Annotated in this window: 17 protein-coding genes and 1 pseudogene; 10 read left to right on the forward strand and 8 right to left on the reverse strand. The window is 63.3% G+C overall.

All coding sequences use genetic code 11. From position 1 onward, the window contains the following. Positions 1-169: 169 nt before the first annotated feature. The 5 genes from fdhF to HZR14_RS05285 all read left to right on the forward strand — a co-directional run bounded on the left by fdhF (position 170) and on the right by HZR14_RS05285 (position 4,536). On the forward strand, positions 170-2,347 hold the full coding sequence (gene fdhF, locus HZR14_RS05265; RefSeq protein ID WP_181691821.1) for a formate dehydrogenase subunit alpha: 2,178 nt from the start codon (positions 170-172) through the stop codon (positions 2,345-2,347). A gap of 114 nt (positions 2,348-2,461) precedes the next feature. Beyond that, positions 2,462-2,845, forward strand: a complete 384-nt coding sequence (locus HZR14_RS05270; protein ID WP_181691822.1) for a hypothetical protein — start codon at positions 2,462-2,464, stop codon at positions 2,843-2,845. Positions 2,846-2,853: 8 nt separating this feature from the next. Then, entirely contained in the window at positions 2,854-3,720 is an 867-nt protein-coding gene (locus HZR14_RS05275; RefSeq protein ID WP_181691823.1) for an FAD:protein FMN transferase, read from the forward strand. Next, positions 3,704-3,991, forward strand: coding sequence for a hypothetical protein (locus HZR14_RS05280; protein ID WP_181691824.1), 288 nt, complete (start codon positions 3,704-3,706; stop codon positions 3,989-3,991). The genes HZR14_RS05275 and HZR14_RS05280 overlap by 17 nt, the downstream gene beginning before the upstream one ends. Further along, positions 3,991-4,536, forward strand: coding sequence for a DUF8596 domain-containing protein (locus HZR14_RS05285; protein ID WP_181691825.1), 546 nt, complete (start codon positions 3,991-3,993; stop codon positions 4,534-4,536). Before HZR14_RS05280 ends, HZR14_RS05285 begins: the two co-directional genes overlap by 1 nt. Here HZR14_RS05285 and HZR14_RS05290 read toward each other — a convergent pair. The 3 genes and pseudogenes from HZR14_RS05290 to HZR14_RS05300 all read right to left on the reverse strand — a co-directional run bounded on the left by HZR14_RS05290 (position 4,530) and on the right by HZR14_RS05300 (position 6,579). Continuing rightward, a complete protein-coding gene (locus tag HZR14_RS05290) occupies positions 4,530-5,051 on the reverse strand; it encodes a winged helix-turn-helix transcriptional regulator (protein WP_181691826.1) in 522 nt (173 codons plus the stop codon). The genes HZR14_RS05285 and HZR14_RS05290 overlap by 7 nt on opposite strands. Positions 5,052-5,054: 3 nt before the next feature. Further along, the gene (locus tag HZR14_RS05295) at positions 5,055-5,342 is read right to left on the reverse strand and encodes a hypothetical protein (RefSeq protein ID WP_181691827.1); all 288 of its coding nucleotides are present in this window, start codon (positions 5,340-5,342) and stop codon (positions 5,055-5,057) included. Positions 5,343-5,943: 601 nt separating this feature from the next. After that, positions 5,944-6,579: pseudogene (locus tag HZR14_RS05300) on the reverse strand (IS6 family transposase). 837 nt (positions 6,580-7,416) lie between these two features. On the opposite strand from HZR14_RS05300, the gene HZR14_RS05305 reads away from it, so the two are divergent. The 4 genes from HZR14_RS05305 to HZR14_RS05320 all read left to right on the forward strand — a co-directional run bounded on the left by HZR14_RS05305 (position 7,417) and on the right by HZR14_RS05320 (position 14,232). Next, positions 7,417-7,830, forward strand: a complete 414-nt coding sequence (locus HZR14_RS05305) for a DUF5805 domain-containing protein (protein ID WP_181691828.1) — start codon at positions 7,417-7,419, stop codon at positions 7,828-7,830. Then, positions 7,802-8,827: a tyrosine-type recombinase/integrase gene (locus HZR14_RS05310; protein ID WP_181691978.1), complete on the forward strand. Its 1,026-nt coding sequence runs from the start codon at positions 7,802-7,804 to the stop codon at positions 8,825-8,827. Before HZR14_RS05305 ends, HZR14_RS05310 begins: the two co-directional genes overlap by 29 nt. A 196-nt stretch (positions 8,828-9,023) precedes the next feature. Further along, positions 9,024-13,118 carry an ATP-binding protein gene (locus HZR14_RS05315; RefSeq protein ID WP_181691829.1) on the forward strand — a complete coding sequence of 1,365 codons (4,095 nt, stop codon included), beginning with the start codon at positions 9,024-9,026 and terminating at the stop codon, positions 13,116-13,118. 1 nt (position 13,119) lies between these two features. Further along, entirely contained in the window at positions 13,120-14,232 is a 1,113-nt protein-coding gene (locus tag HZR14_RS05320) for a DNA topoisomerase IV subunit A (protein WP_181691830.1), read from the forward strand. Between the two features lie 7 nt (positions 14,233-14,239). Here HZR14_RS05320 and HZR14_RS05325 read toward each other — a convergent pair whose 3' ends face one another. The 4 genes from HZR14_RS05325 to HZR14_RS05340 form a co-directional block, all read right to left on the reverse strand. Further along, on the reverse strand, positions 14,240-15,031 hold the full coding sequence (locus tag HZR14_RS05325) for an HAD-IIA family hydrolase (RefSeq protein ID WP_181691831.1): 792 nt from the start codon (positions 15,029-15,031) through the stop codon (positions 14,240-14,242). 231 nt (positions 15,032-15,262) lie between these two features. Beyond that, a complete protein-coding gene (locus tag HZR14_RS05330) occupies positions 15,263-16,792 on the reverse strand; it encodes a PH domain-containing protein (RefSeq protein WP_181691832.1) in 1,530 nt (509 codons plus the stop codon). Continuing rightward, positions 16,792-17,202 carry a PH domain-containing protein gene (locus HZR14_RS05335; protein WP_370464959.1) on the reverse strand — a complete coding sequence of 137 codons (411 nt, stop codon included), beginning with the start codon at positions 17,200-17,202 and terminating at the stop codon, positions 16,792-16,794. The genes HZR14_RS05330 and HZR14_RS05335 overlap by 1 nt, the downstream gene beginning before the upstream one ends. Positions 17,203-17,442: 240 nt before the next feature. Further along, positions 17,443-18,165, reverse strand: coding sequence for a YqjF family protein (locus tag HZR14_RS05340; protein ID WP_181691834.1), 723 nt, complete (start codon positions 18,163-18,165; stop codon positions 17,443-17,445). A gap of 190 nt (positions 18,166-18,355) precedes the next feature. Here HZR14_RS05340 and HZR14_RS05345 point away from each other — a divergent pair, with 190 nt between their 5' ends. Continuing rightward, positions 18,356-18,868, forward strand: coding sequence for a macro domain-containing protein (locus HZR14_RS05345; protein ID WP_181691835.1), 513 nt, complete (start codon positions 18,356-18,358; stop codon positions 18,866-18,868). 135 nt (positions 18,869-19,003) lie between these two features. Here HZR14_RS05345 and HZR14_RS05350 read toward each other — a convergent pair whose 3' ends face one another. Continuing rightward, complete coding sequence (locus HZR14_RS05350; protein ID WP_181691836.1) at positions 19,004-19,486, reverse strand: pyridoxamine 5'-phosphate oxidase family protein; 483 nt, start codon at positions 19,484-19,486, stop codon at positions 19,004-19,006. Positions 19,487-19,555 lie beyond the last annotated feature (69 nt).

Consider the following 19,555-nt stretch of genomic DNA (forward strand, 5'->3'; position numbering starts at 1 on the left):
CGGGTTTGACACGGTCCGGTTCCGGGTTTGACACGGTCCGACTTCGGGTCCATACACCGAAAGCGCCACACGGTTCTTTGAGTCGTCCCTTCCCGCCGAGAAGCTTTCAGAGATTTGATTGTTTTCCTGAACATATATGAGCACACACAGGGTACGACAGTAATACACAATGTCCAGTGAGACCGAAAGGACGGTCAAGACGATCTGTCCGTACTGCGGGGTCGGCTGTGGAATCCGGGTTCGACAGGGCGAAGACCCCGGTGACGTCCAGTATATGCCCTGGAGCGATGCCCCGGTCAACGAGGGGTCGATCTGTATCAAAGGGGGGGCAGCGACGGAGGTCGTCGATCACGAGGACCGACTGACCGAACCGCTGATCAAAGAGGACAGCGAAAAACAAAGCTCCTCCGGCAGCCGGACGCACTCCGGCGACGGCGAGTTTCGTGAGGCAACGTGGGAGGAGGCGTACGATCGGATCGTCTCCGAAATGCGTCGGATCCGTGAGGAGTACCACCCCGATGCGATGGGCTTTTTCGGCTCCTCGAAGACGATGAACGAGGAGAACTACCTGTTGCAGAAACTCGCCCGTCGCTACGGAACGAACAACGTCGACAACTGCACGCGGATGTGTCACGCCTCGACGGTGTGGGCGTTGCGGACGAGCCTCGGTGCGGGCGCGATGACCAACAGCATGGTCGACCTAGAGGAGGCGGCCGACGTCCTCTGGATTCAGGGCGCAAACCCGGGCGAACAGCACCCGATCGCGAACAGCCAGTACTTCCGGCAGGCGGTACTCGAAGGTGCCACGGTCATCCAGGTCGATCCTCATATGAACAAGACGACGCGGTCGTTCGACATCGACGGGACCGAACGCCACATGCACCTCCAACTCGAACCCGGGACGGATATCCCGCTTTTGAACGTCGTTCTCAAGACGCTCTTGGAGAGACACGAAGCGGACCCCGACACCGGGTGGCTCGACGAGGCGTTCATCGAGGACCGAACCGAGGGGTTCGACCACCTGAAAGAGACGCTCGCGGACTTCGACAAGGCCGCCGCCGCCGAGGAGTGCGGTGTCCCCCTCGAGGACATCGAACGCGCCGCCGAAACGTACGCGATGGCGAACAACGCCGCCATCTTCACGGGGATGGGGATGAGCCAGCACGCCTGCGGTGTCGACAACGTTCAAAACGAGATCAACCTCGCGTTGATCACGGGAAATGTCGGCCGGCCGGGTACGGGCGTGAACCCGCTTCGGGGCCAAAACAACGTCCAGGGAACCTGTGACGTCGGTGCGATGCCGAACGTCCTGCCCGGATACCAACTCGTCGACGACGACGAGGCGAGGGAGTCCGTCGAGGACGTCTGGGGCTTTTCGATCCCCGACGAACCCGGCCTCACGAACGTCGAGATCTCACACGCCGCCGGCGACTCGATCCAGGGGCTCTACATCATGGGTGAAAACCCCGTCATGTCCGAACCGGACGGTAACCGCGTCGAGGAGCGACTCGGGGAACTCGAGTTCGTCGTCGCACAGGACATCTTCATGACCGAGACGGCCGCGCTCGCGGACGTCGTCCTCCCGGCGACGACGTGGGCCGAACGCGGCGGAACGGTCACGAACACCGACCGGAGGGTACAGCGGATGCGCGGCGTCCGGAAGGTCCACGAGAACACGAAACACGACCTCGAGATCCTCATGGAGGTCGGAAGCCGGCTGTTCGGCGAAGCGGCGTTCCGTTTCGAGGACGAGGAGGCCGTCTTCGAGGAGCTCCGACAGGTCTGTCCGAGCTATCACGGGATGACCTACGACGCGCTCGGTGAGGAGGGCATCCACTGGCCCTGTTATGAGGAGGGCCAGGAGGGCGATGATTTCCTCTATGAGGACTCCTTCGACACCGAAAACGGCCTCGGGCGGATCGAGGGCGTTACCCACCAGCCGCCGAAGGAACCCCCCGACGAGGAGTACCCGCTGATCCTCACGACGGCCCGCCTCGAGGAGCACTACAACACCGGAACGATGAGCCGTCGATCGCCGACGCTCTCGCGACAACGCCCCGAGAACTTCGTCGACATCCACCCCAAGGACGCCGATCGGTACGGAATCGAGGACGGGGACGACGTACGAGTAAGGTCCCGGCGTGGCGAGATAACGCTCAGCGCACGGGTAACGGAGGACATCAAAGAGGGTGTCGTCTGGACGACGCCACACTTCGCCGACGCGTCGGCGAACCGACTGACGAACGACGTGTTGGACGCGCGCGCGAAAATTCCGGAATACAAAGCCGCCGCGGTCGACGTCGAGGTCGACATCGAATCGGCCGACTCCACGCCAGCCGAGCGATAATCCGCCCGTCAGCGAGTTCGGCCGCCGTATGCATTCGATGCGTGTACGACGATTCGATGGTTGGACGCGAACACATTATACGGGGGAACCGCTCCGTCGACATACGAACTGACCATGCGCATCCCGATTCCAAACAACCGACTCGTCGCGTTCACGCTCGCCGGGGGGCTCTTGACGGTGCTCGTCGCTACCGGTCTCGCGTTCCCCGGTCTCGCCCCCGGATTGGCGGACTCGACCGGCGAAGCGACCGAAGCCGGTGTCGATGTCACACAACAGATACCCGACGGCGCTCCCGAACCGAACCAGGAGTTTGCCCCCGCCGTTCAGACACAGTCGGGGTACGACGAACACGAGGAGGACGAATACGAGGAGGACGAATACGAGGAGGACGAATACGAGGACGACGAATACGAGGACGACGAACACGAGGAGGACGAATACGAGGAGGACGAACACGAGGAGGACGAACACGGGGACGACGAACACGAGGAGGACTGAACGCCGACATGGCGACACGTAACTCGGCATACGAACGGCTCGGCGACACGCGCCGTACGTTTCGGTGCTGCGATACGACGTTTCGAGCCCACGTAATAGGCATCCGGGCGGACCATGCCGCTCTCGCCGCCCAGCACACCGCCGAGAGGCTCGAGTCGACGCTCGACGCTTTCGACGCCGAGAGCGCGGTGCGTCGACTCGACGAGACGGGTCACGTCAGGAACGAACACGTCGCCCGCCTCGTCCGCCGGGGGATCGAATATTTCGATCGAACCGATCACGTGTTCGATATTCATCAAGGCCGCGTAGAACGCGGTCTAAAGCGGTATTTGCGTGGCGATACCGAATCGCTCCCGGAGGGGTTCGATACCGGGTCCGTGGCTGTCGATGGCTCCCACGTCGAGACGGACGTCAGACTCGATCTCAACGGCCTCGCGAAGGGGTATATCGTCGATCGGGCAGCGGATGCCCTCGAGGGTCTCGGCCGACGCGGGTTCCTCAGCGGCGGCGGTGACATGTCACCGCCAACCGGGCCGATAGCTATCGAAAGCCCTTACGGCGACGAGGCACCGATAAAAACGCTCGATACGGACTGGTCCGTCGCCACGTCCGGCAGCTACCGCCGTGACCGCGACGGAGTAGACCATATATACGATCCGACGGCCGGACGGATCGGCGCGCACCACGAGTCCGTGACCGTCGTTGCACGCCGAGACTGCATGGAGGCCGACGCGCTCGCGACGACGCTCGCGGCCCTTCCGCTCTCGGATGCACGGTCTCTCGCCGAGGACTGGGACGGGCTCGAGGCGCTCGTCGTACACGAGGGGGTATTCCATCGAACGTCGGGATTCAACGATCATGTCTTTGACAAATAAACAACGCATTACGGTGATCGCGATCGTCGTGTTGGTGGCGACCGCTCCCCTACTGTGGCAACTCGGGACCGTGCGTACGGCCCAGGCGACCGAACGAAAGCAAGTCGACCTCGCCGACCGGACGGTCAGCGCGCGACAGGCGCCGAGTGATTACGATGGGGATGGGATCGTCGACAGCAACGACCGGTGTCCGACCCGTCCGGAGACGGAGAACGGGTTCCAGGACTCGGACGGCTGTCCGGACGTCGTCGAGACGACGGGGGCCTCCTGATGTCCGAACTCGTGTGGCTCCTCGATCGGGGGGCCGCTCTCGTCGCGTATCCCGCGCTGTATCTGGCCGTGCTCACCGGCATCCTGTACAACGCCGAGTCCTTCGGCGTGCTACACGACGCAGCACGGCGCGTTCACATCGAACTCTCGGTCTTCGGGATGCTCGTTACGCTGCTTCATGCGACATTGGGGGTACTCGATACCTGGTTCGTCCTCACCGGATCGAACTCGGCACTGACGTACTCGAGGCCGTACTTCCTCGGCGGCGTCGCGGTCGGCGTCGGCGCGCTGATCTTGCTCGTCGTCGCCGTCCTCGGATTCGTCGACGCGAGACGGTTCTCTCGGCCGTGGGGGCCACGGGTCGTTCACTCGTTCGCCTACGGCGGCTTCGCCTTCGGCACGCTCCACGCCGCCGCGATCGGTACCGACGTGATGGGACTTATCCGTCCCGTGTTGATCCCGTCGTTGATGTTTCTCGTGTACGTGCTTTTGTTACGCGTCGTGGATCTCCGTCGTATCGTACCGGCCACGTCCACCGATCAGTAGCTATCCCAGAGACCGAGGAGACGATCGACGACACGATCGGTAAACGACTGGCGGTGGACCGTGTATAGATACCTGACACGGTCGGGATCACAGACCCGGTATACGACGCTCCGTCCGTCCCGGCGCTTTTTTACGAGATCGGCCTCGGAGAGCTTCGAGAGGTGCCACGAGACCGTCGAGTTCGCCTTCTGCAGTCGGTCGCTCAACTCGCTCGTCGAGAGCGGCCCGTCCGCGAGCAGGTGCCCGAGTATCCGACGGCTGTACTCGCGACGAAGCGCGTTCATGACGGTTTGATCCGCCGCGTCGAAGTCCGCGGCCGGATAGTACCGCGTGTACTGTCCGTCGTCCGATGTCTCGATGAGCCCCTCGTCGGCGAGCCACCGGAGCTGGTACTGGAGTGTTCCCTGTGCATATTCGAGGTCTTCGAGCAAAGCCCGAAAGTGTATGCCGGGGGCGTCGGCTATTCGCTGGTAGATCGCCCGCCGTGAATCCAACTCGAAATGTGGCTCGGACATCGCTCAGTCCCGTGTCAATGCGACGAAGAAGGTCAAAAGCCCACCCAGGATGAGCAGAGCGCTCGCGTGTTCGAGTAGCTCGACCGTCCCCGCGCCGAGGTACGGAAGCAGGGGGTACTCGAGGAAGACGACGAATCCGTACACCGCGAACATCACGTACCCGGCCGCGACGATCCGCATCCGGGGGTCCCGTTCTCGCCGCCATGCGACGTAACTGAGCACACAAAGCGTCCCGGCGACGAAGAAGATTCCGAGGCTGACGTACTGCTCGAGGAGTCCCGGAAGCGTCATGGCTGAAGGGAGGGGTCGAGCGTCGTCGACAGGTAACCAGTATCCGTCATGATAGAGACCAGACGCTACACCTCGAAAACGGTTGTCGTCCGATCGTCGAATCGACGCTCCCGTGTTTTGCCCCGGAGTGACCCCGCCGTAGTCCCAACGCAGCCCGCAATTTTGATATAGCAGTATATGATTTATGTATTCTCCATCGTACATCACCTATTCCGCGTCGTCCCCCGACTCTGGACGGCACCCCCGAGCCCCGTTTCCGTACTGTGCGGGTCCGTCTCGATACGTACAGTCGGATTGGTGTCGGCACTCGGCCAAACAGGCATGTCCCTCCCTCTGGTTCTTTCCGCCGGGAATACGGGCGCGTATTGGATTATCGGATTTCACGGGCTGCGGCCAGCTTTGGGTTCAAGCGCTGTCTCTACCCACAAGTCGAGTCGCCGAGATCGATGAACCAGACTGATACTGTTTGCGATAACCATTTCAAGCTATAGTAAACATCGCAACTATGTACACATCGATCGCACGGCCGCCGTGCGATCGAGTGTGTCTTGTCTTCCGAGCTCAACTATATTCGCGCGACGGTGACGCGATAGCGGTCGCGTTAACTTTGGCGTGAGTTGTGGTGGACGGCGAGGGCTTGGGGCCACGATTCTGCTGTCTGTGGCTTGACATGGTTGAAACTCGTTGCGACCGAAGATGTTCGTTGTTCTATTTCTCAAAAGACACGTTCGATGGCATTCCGATTCCCGTGTGAAATCATCTGGAATCGATACCCACCTCCTTGTAACACGTTCACTAAGTAATCAGCATCATCAACGAGAAATTCGACGCCATTAAGCCGGTACCGGCGATGTAACTCGGTTAGAAATCATCGCGTTGTCTGTTTCGTCGTCGGAAACAGCCTGAGCTGCGAGATTTCGTTCGTTTCGGAATCGACAGCACCGTACAGCCAGTAGTCGCCGCCGTTGACGCGGATCACTTTCTCGTCGACGGCGAGGTAATCCGCAGTCACCGTCGAAAGTGGCTGTAGATCGGCCTTCTGCACCCAGTTATGAACAGCGACGTGACTGCGGTCGGCTCCCAACGCATCGAGAAACTGACTGGCATCCCGCGGTGACATACCTGCAAGATGACACCGGATGCCCACTCGAATCGCCCATTCGGGAGTCCGCTTGCGCTCCACAAATGACAAGTCGATCCACTCGATACATCCGCTGAGGCGGTCGGATTCTGTCATAGACACTCAGAACTCGCCCGCCTCATCCTCTAAGTTAACGCGACCCCCGAATCGCCCCACACCTTGATGGTCCGATTACAGGTCGGGGTCGACAGCGCCTGAAATATTCGTTTGGGACCGGTGAACGTATCGGTAAGAGACAGGTTCAAGGGGTGGGCTATCATACGATAGAGGGAGAATCAGGCTGTGGACGGAGCGATTCCCGCCAGTCCGACGGTGGCGGTCTGCCCGCCCCGAGCAACGAAGCATTGACATCCTCCTCCGCCTTCAGGCGGAGGAATCCCGAGTCAAGCGAATCGAAGATTCGCGTACGTCGCAAATCTCCGATTTGCTCAGCGTTGGGCGTTTCAGGTTCAACAATCCCACCAAACACCCAACCAGTCCGAGTCTGGGAGGGTGTTCACGGGCTATAGCGGGTGGGACTGCTGGCGGTGCCAAGCCGCCGGTACTCCTATAGTAAACATCGCAACTATGTACACATCGATCGCACGGCCGCCGTGCGATCGAGTGTGTCTTGTCTTCCGAGCTCAACTATAGCGTTGCCGAATTGATGAGTCCGAGATCGGTCACAAGTATACCGGTCAAACCCCAAGGGTCAGCGTCGAAAAGCATCACTGCACGACCTCAATATACGTACTCGTAGACCACTGTTCTACGAAAGCATGGACGAAGACTCTGTTTTGTATTTGTATGAGTACAGCTTTAACGAGTAAGTTAATGTGGAAATACAAATAGAATGCTGATCCCCCGCGTACGGTAGCATCGTAAATACAAATAAGGGCCTTTATTTGGGTGTCTGACATAAATTCAAGTACCGCGCGGACGACGCGTACGTATATGAGCGACGAGGCCGAACGTGTCGCAGTACAGACCTACGTCCCGGCGTATCAAAAGGATCTCTGGGCGGACGATGCCGATCGGATGGGTGTTTCCCGGAGCGAATTCGTTCGGATGATGGTGCAGGCTGGACGAAGCGAGTTCGAACTGCCCCCATCGCACGAATCGAACGGGCGTTCCGCGGATGTGAACCGGCCACCGCCGGCGCGGGACGGGGAAGGCGTGTTCCGAAAACGCGTCCTGGAAATACTGTCCCCCGAGACCCCCAGAGACTGGGACGAACTCGTTGCTGCACTGACCGAAGAGCTAGAAGCGGAACTAGACCAGACCCTAGAGGAACTCCAACAGGACAACGTAGTCAGATACAGCGGTCGCCACGGCGGATATCTCATCTGCGAGGAGCATGACGGATAGATCGATCGATCCGATCGGGTACTTCCTCGAAGACATGGAACAACACGGCCGTTCACAACGAACTATCGACGCCTACGGGCGTGTCCTCAAGGAATTCGAACGATACGTGGACGCGGCGTTCGATACGACCCCCGCTGGAGCATCGTATCGCGATTGTACTGCCTGGATCAATACGATCCGACAGGAAAACGCCGAAAGTACCGTCGCATCGTACGCTTCGTACCTGAATCGGTTTTACGTGTACATGACGCAGGTGGGCGTACTCGACGAGAACCCCATGGCCCTCGTCATAGAGGAGATGGACGAAACGATCGACGCGAACCCGACCAGGCGTGACGTTTCGGTGCCCGCCATGCGGGAGTTCGTGGGGCTGATCGAACACCCCCTTCATAAGGCCGTAGTCGTCACGTTATTAAAAACGGGGATACGGGCGGGGGAACTCGCCAATCTCGACGTACGTGACCTCTCGATTGGGGTCCTCGACCACGATCCGAGGCCACAACTGGAGCAGAAGGGAAATTCGCTGTTCGTCTCCCCCGATCGATCACACGGCGAACGTTCCGAAGGCGAACGACGGAACGCCTCGAACAAGCGAAAACGCCAGACGGTCATTCCGATCGACGGGGAGTTACGGAACGTTCTTCTCCGGTGGCTTGCGGTTCGTCCTGACACGGACTCGCCTGCCAAGCCCCTCTTCACCCACACGTCGAAAAAATGGGGGAAGCGGATCTCCCCCGATGCGGTCCATCACATCGTCGAAACGTACGCGAGAGAAAACGGCTGGTACCGCACGGGGGGAAGCGCCGAGGAAAACGTCACACCTCATTACTTCCGGCACTTCTTTACGACACACCTGAGAGACCGGACGGGGGATCGCGGCATCGTCAAGTATCTCCGTGGGGACGTCGCGACGGACGTTATCGATACGTACACGCACAACTGGGGCGATCGAGTCCGGACGGTGTACGAGGCGAACATCTACCGGGTGGTGGATTGATCCGTTCGCCCTCGAATATATAAATCATATGCTGCTATACGAAATACGGGCTCGGACGGTAGGGATCCAGGGGACGGGACTTCGGTCACGCTCCGGTGACGACCCCGAGTCGGGCGGATACTGATTCGGGAGGCCGTTTCACTTTCACCGTGGTCCCGACGGGGTTTTACGTTCCGGGGAGTTTAGCTCCCGGTAGATGACTTCGTATCAGTCGGAACTCGGCGAGGGCGGCGGCGCAGTCGCCGAGGAGCTCGCCGAGAACCAACGCGCTATCTCCATCGCCGAGTTCTTCGAGAAGAACAAACAGATGCTCGGCTTCGACAGCGACGCGAAAGCGCTCGTTACCGCCGTCAAAGAGGCGACGGATAACGCATTGGATGCGACCGAAGAAGCCGGCATTCTTCCCGACGTCTACGTCGAAATCGAGGAGGTCGGCGGCTACTACCGGCTCGTCGTCGAGGACAACGGCCCCGGGATCACGAAAGAACAGGTTCCGAAGGTGTTCGGTAAACTGCTGTATGGGTCCCGATTTCACGCTCGCAAGCAGTCGCTGACACCGAACCAGCGGCTGCTCGTCCGACGTGATGGCGAGGTCGAGACGGTGCCGATCGGCGTGTTGTGTGATGCGTATCTCCCGTCCGACGAAGCCGACGCGACGGAACCGCTCCCGGGCGGCATCGAGGTCCCGTCGTTCGACAGGGAGACACACGAGATGACGTGGCAGGAGGCGACACACGCGATTCGCCACCGGACACGGGAACGAACGTACCGGATCACCACGGAGCGGGGGCGGACTGTCGAAGTGACCGGAAATCATAGCCTCTTCGGCGTGACACGGGAGGGTGACACGAAAGAGATCGACGCCGGGGATCTCACTCCGGGAGATACCGTTCTCGCGCCCCGAACGCTTCCGTCCTCCGAGAAGCCGATAACACGGATCAACCTTCTCGAACACGTCCCGACCCACGAACTCGAAGAACGACGGCTCCGGGTATACGGGTTCGACGAACGGACGCTCTCGGAGATCCGGTCCGGCGAGACGATCCGGAAGATGCCCTCCGAGGCGGAATCCGGGGAAAGGTATTATTACCGATACAACGGCGTCGATGTTCCCCGAGACAGTTTCGAAGCCGACTACGTCGAAGAGGGGTATCTCCCCGCGGAAACGGTGATCGAACTCGGCTGGGAGGAGAAGGCCACGGGATGTTACTTCGGGACGTCCCGAACAGGAGACGAGGGGACGGACGTCCCGGTCACGGCTCCGATCGACGAGTCGTTTCTCGACCTACTCGCACACTACCTTTCGGAAGGACGCGCCGGTACGGGACGGGCCGGACGGACGTCCGGCCCGCCTGAATCCGAGCCGACCGACTCGGCCGAAGTGGCCGTCTCGGCGGCCGATGGCTCTTCGGCATCATGCGAGCGGGACCGTGACGCGACCCGGCGAAAGATGCTCGGTTCCCCGCTGGCGCTGTTCTTGCAGTCGACGTGTGGTGATACGGCCGAGGACAGACGCCTCCCGGCGTTCGTCTTCCGGATGTCGTCCGCCCACCAGCGGCGGCTTCTCGGGGCGTTGTACCGAGGTGATGGGTCGGAGGGGGGCGAACGCGCATACACGACGGAGAGCGAGACCCTCGCCCGGCAGCTGTCCGTCCTGTGGAACATGCAGGGCGTGCTCGCGCGTACGGCGTCTCGAACGTCGGACGGGGACGCCGACGGGCCGAGCGAGCGATATCTCACGGCGGTGGACGGCGGGGACGGCGGGGACGCGGAAATCGACGGTTCGCTCGACCCGGACGGTGCCCGATCACGGCCATACGAACAGGTGCCAACCGCGCTCCTCGATGACGTCCGGGTGGCCGATACGCCCTACGAGACGGTTCCCGACACCGTTCCCGGTCTGTTGATGGGTGCGGGGCTCGGCTCCAGCCGCGAGCACGCGGCGACGTATCGAGCGCTCATCGAGCAGGCCCTTTCGGGGGAACGCGTAGGGAAGCCTCGGTATGCCCGCAGGCTCGAAGCGGACGGGTTGCTCGACGGGGATCACCGTCCGACCGATCGGCTGGAAACCCTCTGGAGGACGGTTCGGAACCTCCAGGGCCTCACGGACACGGACATGTGCCTGCTATCGGTTCGGGACGTCGAAGAAACCGAGCCGCCGGAGCACGTCTACGACATCTCCGTCCCGGGCGCACGCGGAGACGACGAGAACTTCGTCGTTGTGAACGACGGCGCGATGAGTGTCAAAAACAGCCGTGGGCAGCAGGGGATCGGCATTTCAGCCGCCGTACTGTACGCACAGCTCACGTCCGGAAAGCCGGCGAAGATCACCTCGAAGACCGAAAACGGCGACGGCGCGCGTTATTTCGAGCTCACGATCGATACGGATACGAACGAGCCGGAGATCGACGTCGAATCCGCGACGACGTGGGAGCGCCCCCACGGCACCCGCATCGAACTGGAGATGGAGGGGAACATGCGGGCGCGAAAACAGCTCCACAGCTATATCAAATACACGGCGGTCGTCAACCCCCACGCCAGGATCGAGTTCCACGAGCCCGACGAGTCGTTCAAATCCGAGCGAGCGACGGACGAGTTGCCGCCCGAGACGGAGGAGATCAGACCCCACCCCCACGGCGTCGAACTCGGGACACTATTGAAGATGCTCGACTCGACGGAGTCGTACTCGCTGTCGGGGTTCCTCCAGGGGGCGTTCACTCGCGTGGGCGCGAAGACCACGAAGAGCGTCATCGACAACTTCCGTGACAGACACTTCGGTCGGGGCGTCGCCTGGCTGCCGCCGGAAGAGGACGCCGATGCCGGCCTCGAGTCGGCGATAGAGGCCGCCGTCGCGAACAAGACGGCGGCCGCGACGACCGCGTTCGCGGAACGGCTCGCCGACGACATCGCAGACCGGGATCGGATCGCCTACGGCGAACTCGTGGCACTCGTCGACGAACGCGCCGACGACGTCGGAGACGAGTTCGGAGAGACGTTCGGCTCGACCGTCCAGGAGAACGCCGTCGACGCCGCGTGGGGCGAAATAACGGCCGATCGGTCGACGGACTGTTACGTGCTCGTCGACGAAGCGACAACGAGCCGAAAGGACGATGCCGCCATCGAGGGGCTCGCCGGCCGGCTGGCGGACAAATTCGACGACCAGGACGACGCACGCAACCGGATCACGCGGGACGGGCTCCGGGTGTTCGTCGATCGGGCCGCCGATGCGACCGAGGAGTACGACGACGCGACGTTCGGGGAGACGGCCCGCGAGAACGTCGTCGACGCGGTCTGGTCGCGGTCGGTGACCGTCGCCGAGGAGCCACCGGGAGTCGGAGCCGTCGCCGAGGACCGCGATACCGCCGCCCGCCTGCTGGAAGCGATGCGCGAGACCGACATCCTCGCGCCGCCGACGGACTGTCTCGCGCCGATCTCCGAGGCGCTCGTCCTCGCCGGCTTACAAAAGGAGTACGACGCCGAGTTCTATACGTCAGTGACGCGGGACGCGGCGGTCCACGGCGGCGACCCCTTCGTCGTGGAAGTCGGCATCGCCTACGGCGGCGACATCGGGGCGGAGGGAAGCGCCGAGGTGCTCCGGTTCGCGAACCGCGTCCCCCTCGTCTACCAGCGCGGTGCGTGTGCGACCGTCGACGTCTTGAAAAACGTCAACTGGCGCAACTACGGCCTCGATCAGCCGGGCGGCAGCGGAATGCCGAGCGGGGCGGCGGTTATCATGGTCCACGTCGCCTCGACGAGCGTTCCCTTCACGAGCGAGTCGAAAGACGCCGTTGCGAACATCCCCGAGATCGAGGACGAACTCAGACTCGCCCTCCAGGAGGCCGGCCGTAACCTCAAATCACACGTCAAAAAGCAGCGCTCGCTACGGAAACGGCGACGGAAACAGGACGTCATCGCGGACATCCTCCCCGAGATGGCCGAAAAGCTCTCGGAGGTGACCGGCCGCGACTCCCTCGACGTCGACGACTCGCTGGCCCGGATTATGAACAACGTCCTCGTCGAGCGGACGATAGAGGACTCCACGGTCCGGCTGTCGGTTCACAACCACGGCGGGACGAACGTCGACCCCGACATAACGGAGATCGTCACGGCGGACCCCGGCGACCCCGACGGCGCGACGGTCGTCGAGATGGACGGCGAGTGGTTCCTGAAGTGGTCCCCGACGGTCGAAAGCGGTACGAGCGCCACGCTCGAATACGACGTCGACGAGGAGGCGACCTTCGACGTCTCCGTCGACGGCATCGAGGCCGAAAAACTCACCATCAACGCCTAACATGAGCAGCGAATCAGACTCCGATCCCGACATGAACGACGCCCTCGCACGCGAGCGGCTCATCGATCTCGCGGGCGAGTTCTACGACCAGTTCGCCGACGGGAGCGTCCCCGAGATGGAGATCCCGACCCGGACGAAGAACAACATCGTCTTCGACGACGAAAAGGACGTCTGGGTGTACGGCGATCGCACGTCAACCCGGTCGGCCAACAGCGTCCGGGGTGCACAGAAGCTCCTGAAGGCGATCTACACGATCGAGTTCCTCGCCGACCAACTCGAACAGGACCGCTCCTCGACGCTGCGGGAACTGTATTACCTCTCGGAGTCGTGGGACGAAGAACGCGCGCAGTTCTCCGGACAGGACGAATCGAACCAGCTCGTCGAGGATCTAGAGATCGTCAGCGACGTCACCCGCGAGGACTTCCACATGCGGCCCGAGGAGTCTGGTGCGACGATCATGGGGCCGCTGTATCTCCGCGAGCAGACCCGCCGGGGCGAACGGAAGATACACTGTCAAAAGGACGTCGGCGAGGGCGGCTACCAGATCCCGAACAACCCCGATACGATCGAGTTTCTCGATCACGACGCTGATTTCGTCCTCTGTGTCGAAACCGGCGGAATGCGCGATCGGCTCGTCGAAAACGGGTTCGACGAGGAGTACAACGTCATCGTCGTCCACTTAAAGGGCCAGCCCGCCCGGGCGACCCGTCGCATCACGAAGCGGCTCAACGGCGAACTCGGCCTCCCGACCGTCGTCTTCTGTGACGGCGACCCGTGGTCGTATCGGATCTACGCCTCCGTCGCCTACGGGTCGATCAAATCCGCGCATCTCTCGGAGTACCTGGCGACGCCCGACGCGGCGTACGTCGGCATCCAGCCCGTGGACATCGTCGAGTACGACCTGCCGACCGATCCGCTCGGCGACTCGGATATCAACGCCCTGGAGAGCGAACTCGAGGACCCACGGTTCCAGGACGACTACTGGACCGAACAGATCGAACTCCAACTCGACATCGGGACAAAGGCCGAACAGCAGGCGCTGGCCTCCCGAGGGCTGGATTTCGTCACCGAAACGTACCTCCCGGAGCGGCTTGGCGAGATGGGCGTTCTCTGATCGCGTGCTATCTTCCGTCGAGCCCGAGCGCGTCCGGGACGTCCGCGAGCGAGTCGACGACGTGATCCGGTTCGACGTCGCTCGCTGCGACGTCCTCGTCGGTCGCGACGCCCGTCCGGACCAACACGGTCGTCATTCCCGCCCGGTCGCCGAGTTCGACGTCAGTGTTCAGTCGGTCGCCGACGACGAAACAGCGCTCGGCCGGACACCCGAGCGCATCGAGGGCGGCCCGCCGCGCCTCCGCCGAGGGCTTGCCCAGCGTCTTTCGGGGATCGCGGCCGGCCACGCCGCTGACGGCGTTGACGATCGCGCCGGATCCGGGAACCATGCCCTCGGCGGCGGGGATCAGGCGATCGGGGTCGGTCCCGTAGAACGTCGCCCCGGCCTCGATCGCTCGGTACCCGGCCAGCATGTCGCCGTACTCGAACTCGCGCGTCCAGGAGGCGACGAGGACGTCCGCCTCGGATGGCTCGCCGACGAGGTCGACGTCCGCGGCCTCGAACTGTGATTTCAGGCCGGCGTCGCCGATCACGTAGACGGTGTCGTCGGCGTGTTCGGCCCCGAGATACCGCGTCGTGACCGTTCCGGCGGAGAGGACCTCCTCGGGGTCGGCGTCGATCCCGAACCCGCGCAGGCGTTCGACGTACGCCGCGCGGGACTTCGTCGGGTTGTTCGAAAAAAACAGCGGCCCGATCCCAGCGGCCCGAATCCGTTCGACCGCCTCGACCGATCCGGGGAGCAACCGCTCGCCCCGGTAGACGGTTCCGTCGAGGTCCAACACCGCGCCCTCGTAGTTCATGTCCGACGTAGGCGTCGAGGGTTCTTATACTGACGGACAAAAAAATGTACACACGACGCACGAGGATCCCGCCGTTCGCTCCGTCGAACGGCGGATCACTCGTGAGTCGGTTTCATTTGATTTCGTCCACCAGTATTAAGCGTCCGTCCGGTCGGTGGCCCACGGCTCGCCATCGGGGTCGCCGACCGACGTCCCGGTCGGAAGCGTCGGACGCGGCTCGTATGCGGGTGCTTACGCCCCCCGTCGATCACGGCGGTCCGTGGCCGGATCCGGGAGGTCGGGGAGGTCGGCCTCGATCGAACGAAGCCGCTCGCGGTGTCGTTTCGTCCGACGGCGCTGGACCGCCTGCTGAAGCCGGTCGGCGACCGTCTCGCGGAGTTCGGCGGCCCGCGCTTCGTCCACATCGAGCGCCCGTGGCTGTCTGCTCGTCAGCCCACTCGATCCGGCGGTATCGACGATGAGCGAGGCGAGTCGCCGCCGCCGCTGGAAGACCGTCTGTACGTCCATTACGGTCTGGACCCGGTAGTACGGTATGACCGTCGTCGTCCGGGTCCAAAAGCCCTGCCGGAGCACGACGTACTCCGATTGGACGTCGTAGCCGAGGTTTAGCCACTTGAGATGAGCCCCAACGGCAGCGACCGGCAACAACACGAGCGTCACGTACCACGCGAACGTGAGCCCGGAGTAGCGGTCGGCGGCGAAGGCGGCGGCGATGGCGACCGCCGCGACGATGCTGTAGCGGACGACGTATCGCTCTCTGGCACGTCTCGGCGGCCGATCGAAGTCGATGTCGTCGAATCCCTCGATCGACCGCGCCAGATCGACGACGCGGTGTTTGTCGGCCAGCGGAACCGCGGACTGCGATCCGGCGTCGTTCGGCGCGTAGCCGGCCGTCTCGACCGCCAGCGAGGCGTATCCGAGCCGACGGGCGATAACGTTCTCCGAGATGGTCAGCGTCTGTACCTTCTCCAGGGGGATGGTTCCGCTGAAGCGCTGGAGTAGGCCGCGCTCATAGAGGAGTTCGTCGTTCTGTCTGGCGAGACGGAACCCATAATAACTGGTCAACGCGAGCGCACCGCTTATCAACGCCGCGACCGCGACGACGGCGACGGCCGCAAGCGGTGCCGTCACGGCGAGTCCCACGAGCGGATCCGCGAACCGCTCGCGGAGCGACGGCGCGACGACGGGCAATACGACGGTGACGATCGACAACAACCGGAGGTCGATTCCGACGATCCCCAAAAGGACGAGCTCCTTTCGCGTCACCGCGAACAGCTCCCGCTCGGGGTCGGCATCGACCGACCCCGAGCGGGTCGAGTTCCCGCTCTGACGACCGCGTTTCAGCCGGCCGATCTCCGATTGGAGCCGTTTTGCCTCCTCGAAGCTCACGTATCGCAGCGAGGCTTCCGTCGAGGATCCGCCCGCGGTTTCGAGGTTGATCTGGGCGATCCCGAGCGCGCGCTGGACGACGTTCCGGCTGATGTCGACGTTCTGGACCCGGCCGACCGGGATCTCCCGGTTGCGCCGGGAGACGACGCCCGAGGCGATATCGAGCGTGTCACCCGAGAGTTCGTACTCGAAGCGCTGATAGTAGACGAGCTGGTATGCGAGCGCGACCACGAACCATCCGACGACGGCCAGGCCGATCCCGGAGGCTCCGCCGATCGCCGGCGATCCGACGAGGGCGAAGACGAGAAGCCACGCGAGCCTGACGACGGACTCGCCGGCGCGAAACGGGATCGACAGCGGATCGAGCTTCATCAGACTGCGTCTTCACCCTCCGCGGCGATCGCGAGGTGTTTCAGCCGGGCCTGGAGGTCGTCGGCCCGCTCGGGCGTCAGCCCGGGAATCGATACGTCCGCGCCGCGCGAGCCGGCCGTGTAGACGACCGTCGTCGCGAGCCCGAAGACGCGCTCGACGGGGCCACGACGGGTGTCGACGTGTTGGATCCGGACGTACGGCGCGACCGTATTGACTCGGGTCAGGACGCCGCGTCTGAGATACAGCGAGTCCTCGCGCACCTGGTACATCCAGATCCGGTATCTGAGGAGTGAAAACACGACTCCGATGACGAATACCAGGCCGAACACGACGCCGCCGATCCAGGCCCCGCCCGGCGAGACGACCGAGAAGGCGACCGCCGCGACGACGCCGAGGACGGCCGCCGAGATCGCCGACTGGATCACCCACACACCCCGTATAGCCGGCTCGAGCGTTTGGGGTTCTCCGGTCAACGCCTCGACGTCCGGGACCGTGGACTCGGCGTCGGATCCGTCCCCGACACGCCGGATCGCCGGCGTAGTCTCCTCGCCGAACGGGCTCGCTGCCGTCGTCCGCTCGCCGTCCGTGTCGTCCATCACTAGCCGATGAGAGCGCGACGTATTTAGAAGGACGTGTCGAGTGCGTGTGTGTCACCGAGAACCACACGACGTGCCCCCGTCGAACCGTCGGAGCCGGCCCGCGGAGACGTCGATGGGCGCGGCGAAGTGCAGCGTCGGCCCCGATTCGGGGCGATCGAATCCGTTGGCGTCGAACAGCGTGTTCTCGTGGAGTTCCGCCCACGCTGACGCGAGTCGCCACGGTTCGTGATCGATGTCGCCGTGGTAGATTCGCCCGTCGTCGGTAGCGGTGTAGAACCGATAACGCTCGGTGAGAAACGCCTCGATCGACCCCGGATCCGGCTTCGAGAACGGTTCGTCGGGGCCGTACACGCCATCGAACCGCGCCGGCGGCGCGTTCCGCGTCAGCCGTCGGCTCCGAAACGAGACCTCGCGGGAGCGACCCTCTCCCCGCGTTTCGACGGCCATCGACGCGCGGTAGTACGGGAGCCGAAACAGCCGTCGGGCGAGGCCGACCCCGACCCGGTCGTCGGCGTCGAGGGCGAAAAAGTAGACGCCCGGGCGTCCCTCGACCGTGACGTAGGTCCGGAGGTTCAACTCGTCGAATTCGAGGCCGATCGGCGACCCCGTCGGTCTGATGTCGGCCATGACGAACGGGACGACCCCGAGGTAGGCATCGCCGCCGTGGGTGTCGACCGAGAGGCCGTCGGGGAGCGCCCGGTCGACCGTTTCCGGATCGACGGCCCAGTGGGCGAAAAGCAGGTCCCGCCACCGCATCGACAGGAGCGAGTACATGCCCGCGTTTGGGCCCGACGTGTAGTCGACGTGTCGGTTCCGGACGCGACAGCCGCGAGGTGGCGTCGGACGCGACAGCCGCGAGGTGGCGTCGGACGCGACAACCAGGGGGTGATGTCGGACGCGACCGCGGTGGCTCGAACGAGCCATAGCCGGCAGTATTAGGTGACTCGGTGGACGATACCAGGGCATGGATTTCAGCGTCATCCAAGGCGACATCGCGGCACAGTCCGCCGACGCGCTCGTCAACGCCGCCGGGACGAGTCTCCGGATGGGATCGGGTGTCGCCGGAGCACTCAGCCAGGCTGCCGGCCCCGGCCTCAACGAGGCCGCCGTCTCGAAGGGACCGGTCGACCTCGGCGAGGTCGCCGTTACCGACGCCTACGACCTCGACGCCGAGTACGTCATCCACGCGGCCGCGATGCCACACTACGGCGACGGTAGGGCGACCGAGGAGAGCATCCGGGATGCGACCCGAAACGCCCTCGATGCCGCCGACAAACACGGCTGTCGCTCGCTCGTGATCCCGGCGCTCGGCTGTGGCGTCGCCGGATTCGACCTCGAGGTCGGGGCGCGAATCATCGGCGAGACGATCGCCGGATACATACCCGGGACGCTCTCTGACGTTCGCTTCATCGCCTACGACGACGCGGAGTTCGAGACGGTTCGGGACGCGACCACCGCGTTCCGGTCCGGAACGTGAGGTGGATCCGCTGCGATATCACTTCGTGGTACGTCCCCCGTCACTTCCGCGTTTCCCCGTCGTCTCCGCGTTTCCCCGTCGTCTCCGCGTTCCCCCGTCGTCTCCGCGTTTCCCCGTCACTTCCGCGTTTCCCCGTCACTTCCGCGTTTCCCCGTCACCTTCGAAGCCGGGCGGAAGGCCGAGGTGTTCGATCCCCGATCGGTCCTCGATCTCGAAGCGGTACAGTTCCGTATGCTCGGAAGCGATCGCCCGTTCGAACAGGTTCGGTCGCCTCGTCTCTATCACCTCGTCCAGCTCGTCCGCCTCGCCCTCCGGAACCCGGCTGATCGTCCCCGTGAGCAGGACGCTCCGCCAGTTGAACGCCGTCTCCATGCGATATACGAGTAGCCGGGCGGCGTCCGCCCGCTCGCTCAGTTCGGCCTTGCGGCTCTCCTCGCCGAGCACGTATACAAAATAGAGCCCCGACTCGCCGTCGAAATGAAACGACAGCGGGCGCATGCTGGGTGCGCCGTCCGTCGGGAGCGCCAGGACGGCCATGCTCTCGTTCGAGAGGAGGCGGTCGATCTCCGCCCCGTCCATCCGCTCCGTGCCGTAGGCTTCGAGTTCATCCACCGTCATATACTGACGTCACTAGCGGAGCCGCATAGTCGGCCCGTCCGTTCTCAGCCGATGGGACTCCGCGGCCGG

The organism is Natronomonas salinimetallica (assembly GCF_013839515.1).
Classification (GTDB): Archaea; Halobacteriota; Halobacteria; order Halobacteriales; family Haloarculaceae; genus Natronomonas.

Coding starts and splice junctions, on each gene's coding strand:
- HZR14_RS05290 (WP_181691826.1), bottom strand. CDS start 5,051: ATGTCCGAGCCACATTTCGAGTTGGATTCACGGCGGGCGATCTACCAG.
- HZR14_RS05295 (WP_181691827.1), bottom strand. CDS start 5,342: ATGACGCTTCCGGGACTCCTCGAGCAGTACGTCAGCCTCGGAATCTTC.
- HZR14_RS05325 (WP_181691831.1), bottom strand. CDS start 15,031: ATGAACTACGAGGGCGCGGTGTTGGACCTCGACGGAACCGTCTACCGG.
- HZR14_RS05320 (WP_181691830.1), top strand. CDS start 13,120: ATGAGCAGCGAATCAGACTCCGATCCCGACATGAACGACGCCCTCGCA.
- HZR14_RS05305 (WP_181691828.1), top strand. CDS start 7,417: ATGAGCGACGAGGCCGAACGTGTCGCAGTACAGACCTACGTCCCGGCG.
- HZR14_RS05280 (WP_181691824.1), top strand. CDS start 3,704: ATGTCTTTGACAAATAAACAACGCATTACGGTGATCGCGATCGTCGTG.
- HZR14_RS05330 (WP_181691832.1), bottom strand. CDS start 16,792: ATGAAGCTCGATCCGCTGTCGATCCCGTTTCGCGCCGGCGAGTCCGTC.
- HZR14_RS05350 (WP_181691836.1), bottom strand. CDS start 19,486: ATGACGGTGGATGAACTCGAAGCCTACGGCACGGAGCGGATGGACGGG.
- HZR14_RS05340 (WP_181691834.1), bottom strand. CDS start 18,165: ATGTACTCGCTCCTGTCGATGCGGTGGCGGGACCTGCTTTTCGCCCAC.
- HZR14_RS05285 (WP_181691825.1), top strand. CDS start 3,991: ATGTCCGAACTCGTGTGGCTCCTCGATCGGGGGGCCGCTCTCGTCGCG.
- HZR14_RS05345 (WP_181691835.1), top strand. CDS start 18,356: ATGGATTTCAGCGTCATCCAAGGCGACATCGCGGCACAGTCCGCCGAC.
- HZR14_RS05315 (WP_181691829.1), top strand. CDS start 9,024: ATGACTTCGTATCAGTCGGAACTCGGCGAGGGCGGCGGCGCAGTCGCC.
- fdhF (WP_181691821.1), top strand. CDS start 170: ATGTCCAGTGAGACCGAAAGGACGGTCAAGACGATCTGTCCGTACTGC.
- HZR14_RS05275 (WP_181691823.1), top strand. CDS start 2,854: ATGGCGACACGTAACTCGGCATACGAACGGCTCGGCGACACGCGCCGT.
- HZR14_RS05270 (WP_181691822.1), top strand. CDS start 2,462: ATGCGCATCCCGATTCCAAACAACCGACTCGTCGCGTTCACGCTCGCC.